This is a genomic window from Alloalcanivorax venustensis ISO4 (genome assembly GCF_015356855.1).
Lineage (GTDB): Bacteria > Pseudomonadota > Gammaproteobacteria > Pseudomonadales > Alcanivoracaceae > Alloalcanivorax > Alloalcanivorax venustensis.
Genome location: NZ_ARXR01000019.1, coordinates 1 through 14,860, shown reverse-complemented (window position 1 = coordinate 14,860; position 14,860 = coordinate 1). Strand labels below are relative to the sequence as shown.

The following is a 14,860-nucleotide window of genomic DNA, read 5'->3' as shown; positions in this document are numbered from 1 at the left end:
TAACCCTACAGTTCCAAGGGAGAAATGTCAGCGATGCAGTTACCCCCGCTGTCGAGATCACCGTTCCGCCGCCAGCCGGCGGACATGCTGGAACGGTTCAATGAGTGGCAGGACACCCAGGCCGGCCAGGCGGTGCTGGAGGCGGAACGCGCCATCGTCGCCGAATGGACCCCCCGGCTGGTGGGCCAGCGCGCGGTGGAAGTCAGCGGCGGCCGTTGCCAGGACATGCTGCGCGACATTCGTCTGCCGTGGCGCTGTTCGGTGACACCGATGCCGGTGGAAGGCGGGCGCCAGGCCACCAGCCGGGTGGCCCTGGAAGCCTGCCCGCAGTCGCTGCCGATCGCCAAGAACAGCGTCGACGTGGTGCTGCTGCACCATTGTCTGGAATTCCACGACGCCCCCCATCAGGTGCTGCGCGAGGCGGCCCGCTGCGTGGCCCCGGGCGGCGTGCTCGCGGTGGTCGGCTTCCACCCCCTGAGCATTATGGGGCTGGCGCGCTGGTTCCGGCGCGGCGGCCAGCGGCCCGGCTGGAACGGCCGCTATTTCCGTCCTTACCGGGTCAGCGACTGGCTGAACGTACTGGGTTTTGAAGTGGAGGGCGTGGCCAGCGGGTTCTACAATCTGCCCGTCGGCGACCGGGGCCGCGCCCGTTTGCGCTGGCTGGACTGGCTGGGGCGGCGCTTCTGGTGGCGCAACGGCGGCGTGTATCTGCTGGTGGCCCGCAAACGCGCCGCCATGATGCGTCCCTTGCCGGCGACCGCCGGCTTCAGCCGCCAGCAGGGCCCCACGGTGGTATCGGTGCCGGTGGCGCGCTGGCGACAACAACGAAATACGGAGTAACGGCTTTTGAAGCAGGTGGATATTTTTACCGACGGCGCCTGCCGTGGTAACCCGGGCCCCGGGGGATGGGGCGCGATCTTGCGTTACGGCGACAAGGAAAAGGAACTGTTCGGCGGCGAGCCCCATACCACCAACAACCGCATGGAGCTGATGGCCGCGATCCAGGCCCTGGAAGCGCTCAAGGACCCCTGCGAGGTCAATCTGACCACCGACTCCCAGTATGTCCGCAAGGGCATTACCGAGTGGCTGGCCAACTGGAAAAAGCGCAACTGGCAAACCGCCGCCAAGAAGCCGGTGGTCAACAAGGACCTCTGGCAGCGCCTGGAGACCGCCGCCGAACGGCACCGGGTCAAATGGCACTGGGTGCGCGGCCACAGCGGCCACAGCGAGAATGAGCGCGCCGACCGGCTCGCCAACCGGGGTATCGACGAAGCGGAGATCGGCGCATGAGACAGATCGTTCTGGATACCGAGACCACCGGCCTGGACCCGCTGTCCGGGCACCGGATCATCGAAATCGGCTGCGTGGAGCTGCGCAACCGGCGGCTCACCGGCAACAACCTGCACCTGTACATCAACCCGGAGCGGGATATCGATGAGGGCGCCCTGGAGGTGCACGGCATTACCCGGGAGTTCCTCGCCGACAAGCCCACCTTCGAGCAGATCGCCGAAGAGTTCATGACCTTCGTGGACGGCGCCGAGCTGGTGATTCACAACGCGCCGTTCGACGTCGGGTTCCTCGACCACGAATTGCGGCGCCTGGGCGGCAAATGGGGCGCCGTCGCCGAACGCTGCCGGATTCTGGATACCCTGAAAATGGCCCGGGATCTGCACCCGGGCCAGAAGAACAGCCTGGACGCCCTGTGCCGCCGTTACGATGTGGAGAACGCCCACCGGGAGCTGCACGGCGCGCTGCTGGACGCGGAGATTCTCGCCGACGTCTACCTGGCGATGACCGGCGGCCAGACCAAGCTGTCCCTGGGCGGCGCGGACGCCGGCGAGCAGGGCAGCGAGCAGGCCGAAGCGATTCGCCGCCTGACGGCGGACCGGCCGCGTCTGGCGGTGGTGCGGGCCTCGGACACGGACCTGGAGCGCCACCGCAAGAAGCTGGAAGCGATGGCCGAGAGCCGGGGTCAGATGACCCTGTGGCAGGAACTGGAGCAGTAACCGCCGCCGGCGGCGAGCCGCGCCCTTAGTGGGCGGAAGGCTCGGCGTCCATTTTCAGATCGCTGGGCTCGTGGTGGGTGATCCAGCCGTGCTCGTACATGTACTCGGTGGCGGGCTCGAGAAGCGTGGCGGTCATGATCAGACCGGTCAGCGTCATGACGATGGTGTAGGGCAGGGCCATGATCACCATGCGGCCGTAGGACAGCCGCACCAGCGGCGCCAGGGCGGAGGTGAGCAGGAACAGGAACGCCGCCTGCCCGTTGGGGGTGGCCACCGAAGGAATATTGGTGCCGGTGTTGATCGCCACCGCCAGCAGATCGAAGGTGTCCCGGTCGATTTCCCCGTTGACCAGCGCCTTGGCCACCTCGTCCACGTACACCGAGGCCACGAACACGTTGTCCGACACCGCCGACAGCACGCCGTTGGCCATATAGAAGGCGGAGCCCTGGACGCCGCGGTCGAGGCTCAGCACATAGTCGATCACCGGGGTGAACAGCTGCTGGTCGGCGATCACCGCCACCACCGCGAAGAACACGGTGAGCAGGGCGGCGAACGGCAGCGCCTCCTCGAACGCCTGGCCCAGGCGGTGCTCCTCGATGATGCCGCAGAACGCGGTGGCGAGGATGATCACGCTCAGACCCACCAGACCCACGGACGCGGCGTGGGTGGCGAGCCCCACCACCAGCCACAGCGCGATGAAGCCCTGCACCACCAGATTGACCTTGTCCCGGGTGGTGCGGCGGTCGTCCTGCTCGCGGGCGTACTGGCGCATGATCCCCTCGACCTTCTCGGGAATCTCCTCGCCGTAGCCGAAGCTGCCGCTCCATTCCAGAAACAGGCAGGTGAGCAGGCCCATGGCCAGCACCGGCAGGCTCACCGGCGCCATGCGCAGGAAGAACTCGCCGAACTCCCACTGCGCCTTGGTGGCGATCAGCAGGTTCTGGGGCTCGCCCACCAGGGTGCAGACGCCGCCCAGGGCGGTGCCCACGGCGGCGTGCATCAGCAGGCTGCGCAGGAAGGCGCGGAAACGGCGCAGGTCTTCCCGGTGCAGATCCTCCACCGTGGTGTCGTCGCCGTGGTCGTGCTTTTGCTGGAAGGTCTTGCCCGACGCCACCTTGTGGTAGATGCCGAAGAAGCCGGTGCACACCGCGATCACCACCGCGGTCACGGTCAGCGCGTCCAGGAACGCGGACAGGAAGGCCGCCGCCAGAGCGAACAGCAGGCTCAGGCGGATCTTCGATTTCACGCCCAGCAGAATTCGGGTAAAGGTATATAGAAGAAGGTCCTTCAGGAAGAAGATGCCCGCCACCATGAAAATCAACAGCAGCAGCACTTCCAGGTTGCCTTCGACTTTATGCAGGACGGTGTCCGGCGAGGTGAGGCCGATCAGCAGGGCTTCGATCGCCAGCAGGCCGCCCGGCTGCAGCGGGTAGCACTTCAGCGCCATGGCCAGGGTGAAGATGAACTCCGCCAGCAACAGCCAGCCTGCCGTTGCTTCGCCCAGGGTCCAGGCGACCAGCGGGTTGATCAGCAAAAACACCACGATGGTGTACTTGTACCAGGCGGGGGCTTGCCCCAGGAAATTCTGACCGAAGGCGCGGCCGAACTGGGCGTACATGGCACTACTTCCTGCTAAATGTAAGGAGAACGGATGGGCGGCGCAATCATAAGCACTTCCGATGCCGGGGTACAGTCGACGAGCCGGGGATGAACGCCTTCACGCCACGGCGGAAACCGGCGCCGGCCTGTGTGCCTGTTAACAATATGCCGCCAAATCAGTTGCTTACGTTTGAAAGTTGACGCATTGTTGAACGCCGTGAGAAAGTTCAAAACGCTTTTAATAATCAGCAGGGGTTTCCGGAGAGTTCATGGTCGCCATCACCAACACCACCTCCCTGACGTTTCTCAAGGAGTCCATCGACGCCACGTTGAGCGAGGCGGAAGCCAGCCTTGAGGCGTTCGCCGAGGAACGGGACGAGGGAACCTCGCTGGATCGTTGCGGTGAAGCCTTTCACCAATTGCGCGGCATCTCGCAGATGCTGGAGCTGTCGGCGGCCACCCTGATGAGCGAGGAAATGGAACTGGCCGTGGAAGGCCTCAAGCGCCACGGCGGCTGGGCGCTGGTGCAGGCCCTGGGCAACGCCATCGTACTGCTGGGCCGCTATTTCGAGTACGTCCAGCTCAAGGACCGCACCCTGCCCGAAATGCTGATCGGCGGCATCAACGAACTGCGCCGCGCCGGCGGCAAGCCGCTGATCCAGGAAAGCCATTTCTTCAGCGTCGACCTGTCGCGGGCGCGCAGCCCGGAGCCGGAGGAGGGCGACCCGGCGGCCCTGCTGGCACAGGGGCGGCGTCTGCGTCATATGTACCAGGTCGGCCTGCTGGGGCTGCTGCGCGGCGATAACCGCGACGCGCACCTGCGGCTGATGGCGCGGGCCCTGGCCCGGGTCGACAATCTCTGCGGCCGCTGCGCCAACAGCCGCTTCTGGTGGGTGGCGCGGGCCGCCACCGAATCCCTGGCGGAAGACCGCATGGTGATCACGCCGGCGCGCAAGGCGCTGCTGGCGCAGTACGACCGGCAACTGAAGAAGCTGGTCTACGACGGCGAGCGGGCCCTGGCCCAGGAAGCGCCGCTGCTGCTGATCAAGGAAAGCCTGTACCTGGCCAGTCTCGGTTCCGGGACCGGCACCGCCGCCGCCGAGGTGCGCGGCGTGTTCGGGCTGGAGCGCGGCGTCAGCGACACCGTGCTGCAGAGCGAGCTGGCGTTGATGGCCGGCGCCCGGGGTTCGGTGATCCGCTCGGTGGCGGGCGCGCTCAAGGACGAAATCAACCAGGTGAAGGAAACCCTGGATCTGGCCTCCCAGGGGGTGGCGGACACCGACTACGCCGGCGTCGCCGGCGGTCTGCGCCGGATCGCCAGCACCCTGGAAATGGTCAGCAAGGAGCACGAAGCCAACCTGCTGCGCGAGCGCGCCGACAAGGTGGCCGACTGGCCCTCGGACGTGGACGCGGACAGCCCGGATTTCCACGCCCTGGTGGACGACCTGCTGGCCGCCGAGAACACCGTGGCCAGCCTGGAACGCAGCCTGGCGCCCTCCGACGATGTGCGCCGGGACGCCACCAACACCCGTATTTCCCTCTACCAGCTCGACGACGCCCGCATGACCGTGGTGGGTGAGTGCCGGGCCGGGCTGGCGCTGGCCAAACGGTCGCTGGCCAGCTACATGGAGAACAACTGGGACCCCATGCACCTGACCAATCTGCCCGGCACCTTCGCCAGCGTCTCCGGCGGTCTGATGTTCCTGGAGCTGGAGCGGGCCTGCGCGGTGATCCGCGCCTGCCGCACCCATATCGAAACCCGTCTGATCGGCGGTGACGAACCGCCCGGCCAGCCGGCCATGGAGACCCTGGCCGACGCCCTCACCGGGGTCGACTACTATCTGGAAAGCATGGAAGAGCAGAAGCCGATCGGCGAGGGCGTGCTGGACGTGTCCGAGCAGGCGATGGCGGAGCTGGGCTACCCGCTGGCGGAGCGAGGCACGCATGGATAATGACTTTTTTCCCATGGACCTGTCCGCGCCGGAGCCCCGCGACGCCGACGAGGCCTGGCTGTTCGTGATCCACGACCAGCAGCTGTGCGTGGACACCGACCAGGCGCCGGCGCCGGGCCTTCCCCGCGCACCGTCGTTTCTGCTGCGCGGCCACCCGGATTACCGCTTTATCGGCCTGCTGCACGGCGAACCCTGCTATGTGTGCCGCCAGGCGGACCATGAGCTGGCGGACCGGCCGCTTTACCCGATGCCCCTGCGGGAACTGATGGGGCACCTGGACGAGACCCAGTTCACCATGGCGGCGCGCGCCCTGCAGGTGATCAGCTGGCGCCAGAATCATCGCTTCTGCAGCCGCTGCGGTGCCGAGACCCGGCCCCATCCCACCGAGCTGGCGATGCTGTGCAGCGCCTGCGATTACCGCCAGTACCCGCGCATCACCCCGTGCATCATCGCGCTGGTCACCGACGGTGAATACGCCCTGCTGGGGCACTCCGCCCGTTTCCCGGAAGGTTTCTATTCCTGCCTGGCCGGCTTCATGGAGGCCGGTGAAACCGCCGAGCAGGCGGTGCACCGGGAAATCATGGAAGAGACCGGCGTCCGGGTGAAGGACCTGCGTTATTTCTCCAGCCAGTCCTGGCCGTTCCCGCACTCCCTGATGCTGGGCTTCCACGCCGCCTTCGCCGGCGGCGAGATCCGTATCGACGATGACGAGATCACCGACGCCCGCTGGTTCCACCACACTGAATTGCCGCACATCCCACCGCCGGGCAGCATCGCCCGGACTCTGATCGATCACTGGCGCGGCGCCTGTCAGGCGGCCACCGGTTCCTGAAGGGAGACACCCCAATGAGTTTCAGCGTTGCTCCGTTTCTGATCATGGCCGTGAGCCTGGTCCTGATTCTGGTGGGCGCCTGGATCCTGCTGCGCCAGAAGTGGCTGTGGCAGTGGATCAAGGGCAGCCTGGGCCTGGCGGTGGTGGGCCTGGCGGTCTACCTGGTGCTGGTGGCCCTGAACCTGTACAGCTTCCACGAGCTCACCGAGGAAACGCCGGTGGCCACGGTGAGCTTCCGCGCCATCGGCGAGCAGAGCTACATCGCCACGGTGACCCGCAATGACGGCAGCACCGAGGACTTCCGCCTGAACGGCGACCAGTGGCAACTGGACGCGCGGATCGTCAAATGGAAGACGCCGTTTTCCCTGCTGGGCCTGAAGCCCGGTTACCAGCTAGACCGCATTCAGGGCCGTTACTTCGCCCTTGAGGACGAGCGCTCCAAGGAACGCACCCTGTACAGCCTCAGCCGCGACCCCCTGGGCATGGATATCTGGCGCCAGGCCAGGGAGGGGTGGAGTTTTCTGGTGGATGCGCGCTATGGTAGCGCGGCCTATCTGCCGATGGCGGACGGGGCTATTTTCGAAGTAACCGTGCCGCCCTCCGGGGGCTTGATCGGGCGACCGCTTAACGGCAGCGCTCAGCAGGCCGTGGCGGGCTGGCAATAACCTGGAGCCATGACGGCCCCTGAACAGGTGAGCGTACAAGGTGATCGATTTTCTTTACCAATATGGCATGTTTCTGGCCCAGGTCGTCACCCTCGTGGTGGCGATTTTGGTTGTGATCGGCGGCATCGTTTCGGCGGCGGCCCGTAACCGGCACCGCACCAGCCGCGACGGCGAACTGCGCGTCAAGCACCTCAACGAAGAGTTCGACGACCTGCGCGAAAGCATCGTCGACCAGGTGCTGCCCGAGGCGGAGCGCAAGGCCGAGCACAAGAAAAAGCGCAAGGAAGAGAAGGCCCGTAACAAGCAGCGCAAAAAGGCCGGCGCCGAAGCGAAGAGCAAGCCGCGCATGTTCGTGCTCGATTTCAACGGCGACATTCAGGCCAGCGACGTGGCGCGGCTGCGCCGCGAGATCACCGCGGTGCTGGAAGTGGCCACCGGCGACGACGAAGTGCTGCTGCGCCTCGAAAGCCCCGGCGGCCTGGTGCACAGCTACGGCCTGGCGGCCTCCCAGCTCAAGCGCCTGCGCGGCCGTGGCGTGAAACTGACGGTGGCGGTGGATCAGGTGGCGGCCAGCGGCGGCTACATGATGGCGTGTATCGCCGACCGTATTCTGGCGGCGCCGTTCGCGGTGATCGGCTCCATCGGCGTGGTCGCCCAGGTGCCCAATTTCCACCGGCTGCTGAAGAAGAACGACATCGACGTGGAGTTGATGACCGCCGGCGAATACAAGCGCACCCTGACCATGCTCGGCGAGAACACCGACAAGGGCCGGGAAAAATTCCAGCAGGAGCTGGAAGAGACCCACCAGCTGTTCAAGGGATTCGTGCGCGAACACCGCCGCACCCTGGACATGGACGCGGTGGCCACCGGCGAGCACTGGTTCGGCACCCGCGCCAAGGAGCTGGGCCTGGTGGACGACATCATGACCAGCGATGAATACCTGCAGGGCCGCAAGGAGCACCTGGATCTGTACGAATTGAACTGGGAATACAAGCGCAAGCTGGCCGAGCGTCTGGGCGTTTCCGTGGAGAACGCCGGGGTGCGTCTGATCGACCGGTTCTGGCACCGGGGCAGCCAGCGTCAGTTTCACTAACCCCGGTGGCGACACCGGCGGGCTTTCAACGGAGCGAGGCAATGACTTTCAAGGCACTGATCACCGAGAAAACCGACGACGGCTACCAGAGCCGGGTAGGGGACAAGAACCTGGAAGATCTGCCCGAAGGCGATGTGCTGGTACGCGTCGCCTGGTCGTCCCTGAACTATAAGGACGCGCTGTCCGCCAGCGGCAACAAGGGCGTCACCCGCTCCTTCCCGCACACCCCCGGCATCGACGCCGCCGGCGTGGTGGAGGAGGCCGGCGACGGCCCCTTCAGCGTCGGCGACGCGGTGATCTGCACCGGTTACGACCTGGGCATGAACACCTCCGGCGGCTACGGCGATTACATCCGCGTGCCCGCCGAATGGCTGGCGCCGCTGCCCGCCGGGCTGTCCGCCCGTGACGCCATGGTGCTGGGCACCGCCGGCCTCACCGCCGCGCTCTGCGTGGAAGCGCTGATCGACACCGGTCTGCAGCCGGAGCAGGGCGAGGTGCTGGTCACCGGCGCCACCGGCGGCGTCGGCAGCGTGGCGGTGTCGATCCTCTCCAATCTGGGCTTCAAGGTGGTGGCCGCCACCGGCAAACAGGACGCCCACGACTGGCTGCGTGATCTCGGCGCCGCCGACATCATCGGCCGTGACGCCTTGCTGGAAGGCATCGAGAAGCCGGTGCTCAAGCCGCGCTGGGCCGGGGTGGTCGATTGCGTGGGCGGCGATATTCTGGTCAACGCGCTGAAAAGCCTGCAGTACGGCGGCAGCGCGGCCTGCTGCGGCCTGACCGCCTCGCCCAAGCTGGAAAACGCCACCGTGTTCCCGTTTATCCTGCGCGGCGTCAATCTGCTCGGCGTGGACAGCGTCGAGCTGCCCTGCGAAGTGAAGCAGCAGATGTGGCAATTGCTGGCCAGCGACTGGCGCCCGGCGCTGGACAAGCTGGAGAGCCGCGAAGTCACCCGCGAGCAACTGCCGGACTGCTTCACCGAGATTCTGGCCGGCAAGCTGCGCGGCCGGGTGGTGGTTAAGATCAACCCCTGACGGGCACCCTGAATCATGGCCAACGCTCCCTGGGTCAAGCTGGCGCTGCAGTTGAACGGCGCCGGCGGTGCCACGCCCATTTCATTGTCGGCGCCGCTGCCGAGCCAGGGCGGGCCGCTCTGGATCCATCTCGATTACACCGTCGACGAGGCCTATGAGTGGCTGCAAAACCGGCCGGATGTGCCGGTTTCCGTGCTCGAGGCGCTGTTCGCCACCGACACCCGGCCACGGGCGGCGGACGTGGGCGGCGGCCTGCTGATCTACCTGCGCGGCGTCAATCTGGCGCCGGGCGCGCGCCCGGAAGACATGATCGCGGTGCGGTTGTGGATCCGTAACGGCCTGATCATCAGCACCCAGAAACGCCAGTTGCTGACGCTGTCGGAAATCGTCACGGAACTGGAGCAGGGCGAGGGCGCCCGCACCCCGTCGGACCTGGTGAAGCGGCTGGTGGACGGTCTCATCTGGCGCATGGAAGACGTCATCGAGCGCATCGAGGATCAGGTCGGCGACTGCGCCGATCTGCTGGAGACCCGGCCGGACAAGGCGCTCACCCACGAGATCAGCAGCCTGCGCCGCCGGGCGGTGACCCTGCGCCGTTATCTGGCGCCCCAGCGCGAGGCCATCGCGCGCCTGCAGAACGACGCCCGTATCGACCGCGATGACGCGGAGATCATCCGCGAGGCCGGCGAGCGCCTGCAGCGTCTCCTGGAAGATCTGGATGCGGCGCGGGACCACGCCACCTTGCTGCAGGAAGAGGTGTTCTCGGTGCAGAACGAGGCGATCAACGACCGCATGTACCTGCTCGCCATTATCAGCGCGCTGTTCCTGCCGCTGGGCTTTCTGACCGGTCTGTTCGGGATCAATGTGGGCGGGCTGCCCGGGGTCGATAACCCGGAAGCGTTCTGGTGGTTCGCGGGGTCCCTGGTGGTGATCGCCGCCGGCATCCTGGTGTGGATGGCCCGGCGGCGCTGGTTCTGAACAAGCCCGGGGATCAGGCCTGCTCGAGTTCCTGACGGCGGCGGTAGATCGGGCGCGGGTCGTGCACGTCGCCCTGGTAGGTCACCGAGAACGGCCGCAGGCCGTTTTCCAGCGCTTCATGGATGTCCCGGTCGGCACGCACTTCGAAGGCGTTGAAGCCGACGCGGTGCATGTAGAACAGCTGGTCCTGCAGCACGTCGCCCACCGCGCGCACCTCGCCGGTAAAGCGGTAGCGGCTGCGCAGCTCGCGGGCGTAGGAGTAACCGCGACCGTCCTTGAAGGCCGGGAAGTGAATCGCCACCAGCGGCAGGTGGGGCAGGTCCGCGGCCAGGTCGGCGGGCTCCTCGCCCGGTTCCAGACACACGCCCACCGGCGCCTCGCGCTCCAGCAGGGTGTCGCGGTGGGCCTGCCAGTAGGCCAGCGGCACGATCACCGGCTGGTTCTCCGGCAGGCTCTGGCCGTCTTCTTCCAGCTGGCCCGGTTCGAACCGCTGCCAGCCGTTGTCGACGATTTCACCGTCGAGAATCATCTTACCCATAGACGTGTTCCTTGAACGGTTCCATACCAATGCGCTCGTAGGTGTCGATGAACGGCTCGTTTTCCAGCCGCTTGTCCACGTACACATTGATGATCTTTTCGATCACGTCGGTGACTTCATAGGACTCGAAGGAGGGGCCCATCTTCTCGCCGATGCGCGACAGCTTGTCGCCGCGACCGCCGAGCGTGATCTGGTAGAACTCCTTGCCCTTCTTGTCCACGCCGAGAATGCCGATGTGGCCGATATGGTGATGGCCGCAGGCGTTCATGCACCCGGAGATATTGATGTCCAGCGGGCCCAGGTCATGGACATAGTCCATGTCGTCGAAGCGGCGCTGGATGCCCTCCGCCACCGGCACCGACTTGGCGTTGGCCAGGGCGCACAGGTCGCCGCCGGGGCAGGCGACGATGTCGGTGAGCAGGCCCAGATTGGGGGTGGCCATGCCCAGCGCGTCCAGTTTTTCCCACAGCTCGAACAGGTCATCGGTGGCCACGTCGGACAGCACCATGTTCTGCTGGTGGGTGTTGCGCAGTTCGCCGAAGCTGTAGCGGTCCGCCAGGTCGGCGATCGCTTCCAGCTGCTCGTCGCTCACGTCGCCGGGGATGCGGCCGGTCTTCTTCAGCGTCAGCGTCACGCTGCGGTAGCCGTCGCGCTTATGGGCGCGGGTGTTGGTGTGGTACCAACGGTTGAAGGCGCGGTTTTCCTGCAGCGCCTTGTCCAGCACGCCGCTGTCCACGTCGTCCCGGTAGGCCGGCTCGGTGAAGCAGCCCTGGATGCGCGCCACTTCCTCTTCGGTGAGCGTCATCGGCCCGTCCTTGAGCTCGGCGAATTCCGCTTCGGTCAGTTCGCGGTATTTCTCCGCGCCCAGTGCCTTGACCAGAATCTTGATGCGCGCCTTGAACTTGTTGTCGCGGTTGCCGTACTTGTTGTACACCCGCAGGATCGCTTCCAGGTAGGCGAGCAGATGCTGCCACGGCACGAACTCGCCGATCACCTGGCCGGTCATCGGGGTACGGCCCAGGCCGCCGCCGGCCCACACCTGGAAACCGGTTTCGCCGGCGTCGTTGTGGATCACCTTGACGCCGATGTCGTGCACACCGATCAACGCCGGATCGGCGTCCGGCACCGCGTTCACCGCGATCTTGAACTTGCGCGGCAGGTAGGCGAATTCCGGGTTGAAGGTGGCCCACTGACGGATGATCTCGCACCAGGGGCGCGGATCCTCGATTTCCTTGGGGTTCACGCCGGCGTATTCGTCGGTGGTGATGTTGCGGATGCAGTTACCGCTGGTCTGGATGGCGTGCATCTGCACGCTCGCCAGTTCCGCCAGGATATCCGGCACGTCCTGCACTTCCGGCCAGTTGAGCTGGATGTTCTGGCGGGTGCTGACGTGGCAGAAGCCCTTGTCGTATTCGCGCACCACCTTGGCCAGGGTGCGCACCTGTTCGCTGGAGAGCAGGCCGTAGGGCACCGAAATACGCAACATCGGCGCGTAACGCTGAATATAGAGGCCGTTCTGCAGCCGCAGCACCAGGAACTCGTCCTCGCTGAGCTGGCCGGCCAGATAGCGCCGGGTCTGGTCGCGGTACTGAGCTACCCGCTCTTCCAGAAGCCGTTGGTCATAGTCCTGATATACGTACATGATGCCGTTGCGCCGTGTTTAATTCGTTGATTTGTAAAGAATATTTCTCTTTACCACCATGATTTGGCGGGAAATGTAGCAAAGTGGGCTTATACATAAAAGAAATATATTGCTATATCGCTAGTTCCCGGGGCTATGAACCAGCGGCGCTGAGGACCATGTTCACCACCACGAACATGGCGATCACGATGGCGATCACGATCACCACGTAGACGCCGATATAGTCGCCGGCGCTGCCTTTCTTGAAGTCGCGCTCACGGTTGCCGCTGCTCTGCACGCCGAAAATCGCCGCCAGCACGCTGTGCAGCACCTGGAAAAAGCCCGGGCGCTCGTGGTCGTCCTGCCGGTCGTCGGTATCCGGGTCGTGCTTGTGTTGCTCGCTCATGGTCACCTCATAGCTCTATATGGGCCCAGCCGCGCTTAATCCATAGGCCGCTCAGCAATAAAGATGTAATCAGCCGCTGAAACGCCTGGGCCAGCCAGATGCCGAGCAGCCCGTAGCCCAGCACGGGGCCGATGATATAGGCCAGCGGCAGAAAGAAAAACCACTGCACGGCCAGCGTCACCACCATCACCGAGCGGGCCGCCCCGGCGCCCAGCAGCGCCTGGGTGAAAATGATCGCCACGCCGTCCAGGCAGATCGCCAGGCCGGTGATCATCAGCGGCGCGCGGCCCAGTTCCACCAGCGCCGGCTGTTTCAGGAACAGGCCGAGAATCAGGTCCGGCACCAGCCACATGGGCAGCGCCAGCACGAACAGCAGCGACACCGCCAGCCGGGTCACGTCCCAGCCCCAGCGGTAGGCGTCGTCGGCGTCCCGCCGCCCCAGCGCCTGGCCCACCAGCGACGCCGCCGACAGGCCCAGGCCGATGGCCGGCAGAATCAGGAACAGGATCAGCGTGATCAGGATGTGCGCCACCGCCACCTCGTCGGCGCCCACCCGGCCGATAATCCAGAACAGCACGGTCAGCCCGGTGGCGAAAAAGAACTGCTGCACGCCATTGGGCAGGCTGATGCGCAGAATATTGCGCAGGGTGGCGCGGCTGGGGCGGGCGCGCAGGAAGCCGTGTTCCCGGGCCGCTCGCCAGGTCTGAAGCAGGTAGAGCGCGCTGCCCAGGTAAAGCGCCAGGCTGGTGCCCAGGCCCGCGCCGGCGCCGCCCAGCGCCGGCAAGCCCCAGGCGCCGAAGATCAGGCCGTAGCTGAAGATCACGTTGGCGACATGGGTGATCACCAGGGTGCGCATGTAGACGCCGGAGCGGTTGATGCCGTTCCAATAGCCCCGGTAGCTGAAGTTCATCGCCACCGCCCAGACACTGAGCAGCCGCATGTCGAAATAGTCGCTGCCCACCTCGGCGACCCCGGCGGTGGGCGCCAGAAAGGCCATCATCGGCGCGCTGGCCAGGGCGAAAATCACTGAGATCGGAATCGCGAACGCCAGCCCCAGCACCAGGCCGGCGTTCAGCGGCACCGCGTAGTTGGCCCGGTCGCGCTCACCCTTGCGGCGCGCCACCATGGCCTGAACCCCGGCGCCCAGGCCGATCACCATGCTGATGGCGATAAAACTGGCGTAGCCGCCCAGGCCCACGCCGGCCAGCGCCTCGCCGCCCAGGCTGCCCACCATGGCGGCGTCCACCAGGTTCATCAGGCTCTGGCTGGCCATGGCGGCCATGATCGGTAGCGCCAGGGCGAGAATGCGCCGGCTGCGGGAAAGGTTAAGCACGCTGGATACTGCCCCACGTCGAGGAAGCGGGCACCTTAGCAGAAAGCCGGAATCGACCCCAGCGCCGGATCACGCCAGTTGCGTCACGGCCATTGCAACGCGCGAATACTTGACTAAAATAGTCAGGAAATTCGCAACCGAGAATCGGCATGACCGAACCCCTGATCCGAATCACAGATTCCGCTCAAGAGTACCTGCGCGACCTGCTGTCCCGGCAGGACCAGGGAGACATCGGCGTACGCATTTTCGTGGAACGCCCCGGCACCCCCCACGCGGAGTGCTGCATGGCCTACTGCCCCGAAGGCGAACAGGAAGAGGGCGACGAGCGCTACCAGTACGAAGGCTTCCACGCCTTCGTGGAAGGCAAGAGCGTGCGCTACCTGGAAGACGCGGTGATCGACTTCAAGAAAGACTCCATGGGCGGTCAGCTGACCTTCCGGGCGCCCAAGTCCCGGGTGCCGGACATCAGCGCGGACGCCACCCTGGAAGAGCGCATCAACTATGTGCTGTATTCCGAGATCAACCCGAACCTGGCCGCCCACGGCGGCAACGTGCAGCTGCTGGAGCTCACCGAGGACAACGTGGCGGTGCTGGAATTCGGCGGCGGCTGCCAGGGCTGCTCGGTGGTCGACGTGACCCTCAAGGACGGCGTCGAGCGCACCCTCATGGAGCAGCTGCCGGAACTCACCGGCATTCGCGACAAGACCGACCACAGCGTCACCGAGAACGCTTACTACCAGTAAGTGCTCGCGCTGCCAAAAAAAGGGCCCTTGAAGGGCCCTTTTTTTAGGTTCATCGCGCTT

At 65.6% G+C, this 14,860-nt stretch carries 15 protein-coding genes; 10 read left to right on the top strand and 5 right to left on the bottom strand.

Translation table 11 applies throughout. From position 1 onward, the window contains the following. The first annotated feature begins 33 nt into the window (after positions 1–33). The 3 genes from ISO4_RS11310 to dnaQ are packed head-to-tail and all read left to right on the top strand — an operon-like array spanning position 34 to position 2,006. Positions 34–840, top strand: a complete 807-nt coding sequence (locus ISO4_RS11310; RefSeq protein ID WP_142949880.1) for a class I SAM-dependent methyltransferase — start codon at positions 34–36, stop codon at positions 838–840. A gap of 6 nt (positions 841–846) precedes the next feature. Next, the gene (gene rnhA / locus ISO4_RS11305) at positions 847–1,290 is read left to right on the top strand and encodes a ribonuclease HI (RefSeq protein ID WP_142949879.1); all 444 of its coding nucleotides are present in this window, start codon (positions 847–849) and stop codon (positions 1,288–1,290) included. Continuing rightward, positions 1,287–2,006, top strand: a complete 720-nt coding sequence (gene dnaQ, locus ISO4_RS11300) for a DNA polymerase III subunit epsilon (RefSeq protein WP_142949878.1) — start codon at positions 1,287–1,289, stop codon at positions 2,004–2,006. The genes rnhA and dnaQ overlap by 4 nt, the downstream gene beginning before the upstream one ends. A 25-nt stretch (positions 2,007–2,031) precedes the next feature. Here the strand turns inward: dnaQ and nhaB are convergent, their stop codons facing one another. After that, positions 2,032–3,624: a sodium/proton antiporter NhaB gene (gene nhaB, locus ISO4_RS11295; protein WP_142949877.1), complete on the bottom strand. Its 1,593-nt coding sequence runs from the start codon at positions 3,622–3,624 to the stop codon at positions 2,032–2,034. Between the two features lie 250 nt (positions 3,625–3,874). Between nhaB and ISO4_RS11290 the strand changes: the two genes are divergently transcribed. From ISO4_RS11290 to ISO4_RS11265, 6 genes are read left to right on the top strand one after another with little or no spacing between them, the layout of a single operon-like run. Beyond that, a complete protein-coding gene (locus ISO4_RS11290) occupies positions 3,875–5,557 on the top strand; it encodes a hypothetical protein (protein ID WP_194856284.1) in 1,683 nt (560 codons plus the stop codon). Then, entirely contained in the window at positions 5,550–6,389 is an 840-nt protein-coding gene (nudC, locus tag ISO4_RS11285; protein WP_194856283.1) for an NAD(+) diphosphatase, read from the top strand. The genes ISO4_RS11290 and nudC overlap by 8 nt, the downstream gene beginning before the upstream one ends. Before the next feature lie 14 nt (positions 6,390–6,403). Next, positions 6,404–7,054: a hypothetical protein gene (locus ISO4_RS11280; protein WP_142949874.1), complete on the top strand. Its 651-nt coding sequence runs from the start codon at positions 6,404–6,406 to the stop codon at positions 7,052–7,054. 40 nt (positions 7,055–7,094) lie between these two features. Next, positions 7,095–8,147: a protease SohB gene (sohB, locus tag ISO4_RS11275; protein ID WP_221929778.1), complete on the top strand. Its 1,053-nt coding sequence runs from the start codon at positions 7,095–7,097 to the stop codon at positions 8,145–8,147. 41 nt (positions 8,148–8,188) lie between these two features. After that, a complete protein-coding gene (locus tag ISO4_RS11270; protein ID WP_142949873.1) occupies positions 8,189–9,181 on the top strand; it encodes a YhdH/YhfP family quinone oxidoreductase in 993 nt (330 codons plus the stop codon). A gap of 15 nt (positions 9,182–9,196) precedes the next feature. Further along, positions 9,197–10,159, top strand: coding sequence for a zinc transporter ZntB (locus ISO4_RS11265; RefSeq protein ID WP_142949872.1), 963 nt, complete (start codon positions 9,197–9,199; stop codon positions 10,157–10,159). A gap of 13 nt (positions 10,160–10,172) precedes the next feature. On the opposite strand, the gene ISO4_RS11260 is transcribed toward ISO4_RS11265, so the two are convergent. The 4 genes from ISO4_RS11260 to ISO4_RS11245 form a co-directional block, all read right to left on the bottom strand. Next, on the bottom strand, positions 10,173–10,697 hold the full coding sequence (locus ISO4_RS11260) for a DUF934 domain-containing protein (protein WP_194856282.1): 525 nt from the start codon (positions 10,695–10,697) through the stop codon (positions 10,173–10,175). Beyond that, complete coding sequence (locus ISO4_RS11255; RefSeq protein WP_194856281.1) at positions 10,690–12,339, bottom strand: nitrite/sulfite reductase; 1,650 nt, start codon at positions 12,337–12,339, stop codon at positions 10,690–10,692. Before ISO4_RS11255 ends, ISO4_RS11260 begins: the two co-directional genes overlap by 8 nt. 133 nt (positions 12,340–12,472) lie before the next feature. Next, positions 12,473–12,724 (bottom strand): DUF2970 domain-containing protein, encoded by a 252-nt coding sequence (locus ISO4_RS11250; protein ID WP_142949869.1) that lies wholly within the window; start codon positions 12,722–12,724, stop codon positions 12,473–12,475. 7 nt (positions 12,725–12,731) lie between these two features. After that, positions 12,732–14,057 carry an MATE family efflux transporter gene (locus ISO4_RS11245; RefSeq protein WP_194856280.1) on the bottom strand — a complete coding sequence of 442 codons (1,326 nt, stop codon included), beginning with the start codon at positions 14,055–14,057 and terminating at the stop codon, positions 12,732–12,734. Between the two features lie 149 nt (positions 14,058–14,206). Between ISO4_RS11245 and nfuA the strand changes: the two genes are divergently transcribed. Then, a complete protein-coding gene (gene nfuA, locus ISO4_RS11240; RefSeq protein WP_142949867.1) occupies positions 14,207–14,800 on the top strand; it encodes a Fe-S biogenesis protein NfuA in 594 nt (197 codons plus the stop codon). The last annotated feature ends 60 nt before the right edge of the window (positions 14,801–14,860 follow it).

Bases quoted from the DNA above. Each gene is read 5' to 3' on its own strand.
- ISO4_RS11310 (WP_142949880.1), top strand. From the start codon at position 34: ATGCAGTTACCCCCGCTGTCGAGATCACCGTTCCGCCGCCAGCCGGCG.
- dnaQ (WP_142949878.1), top strand. From the start codon at position 1,287: ATGAGACAGATCGTTCTGGATACCGAGACCACCGGCCTGGACCCGCTG.
- nhaB (WP_142949877.1), bottom strand. From the start codon at position 3,624: ATGTACGCCCAGTTCGGCCGCGCCTTCGGTCAGAATTTCCTGGGGCAA.
- ISO4_RS11290 (WP_194856284.1), top strand. From the start codon at position 3,875: ATGGTCGCCATCACCAACACCACCTCCCTGACGTTTCTCAAGGAGTCC.
- nudC (WP_194856283.1), top strand. From the start codon at position 5,550: ATGGATAATGACTTTTTTCCCATGGACCTGTCCGCGCCGGAGCCCCGC.
- ISO4_RS11280 (WP_142949874.1), top strand. From the start codon at position 6,404: ATGAGTTTCAGCGTTGCTCCGTTTCTGATCATGGCCGTGAGCCTGGTC.
- ISO4_RS11270 (WP_142949873.1), top strand. From the start codon at position 8,189: ATGACTTTCAAGGCACTGATCACCGAGAAAACCGACGACGGCTACCAG.
- ISO4_RS11265 (WP_142949872.1), top strand. From the start codon at position 9,197: ATGGCCAACGCTCCCTGGGTCAAGCTGGCGCTGCAGTTGAACGGCGCC.
- ISO4_RS11260 (WP_194856282.1), bottom strand. From the start codon at position 10,697: ATGGGTAAGATGATTCTCGACGGTGAAATCGTCGACAACGGCTGGCAG.
- ISO4_RS11255 (WP_194856281.1), bottom strand. From the start codon at position 12,339: ATGTACGTATATCAGGACTATGACCAACGGCTTCTGGAAGAGCGGGTA.
- ISO4_RS11250 (WP_142949869.1), bottom strand. From the start codon at position 12,724: ATGAGCGAGCAACACAAGCACGACCCGGATACCGACGACCGGCAGGAC.
- nfuA (WP_142949867.1), top strand. From the start codon at position 14,207: ATGACCGAACCCCTGATCCGAATCACAGATTCCGCTCAAGAGTACCTG.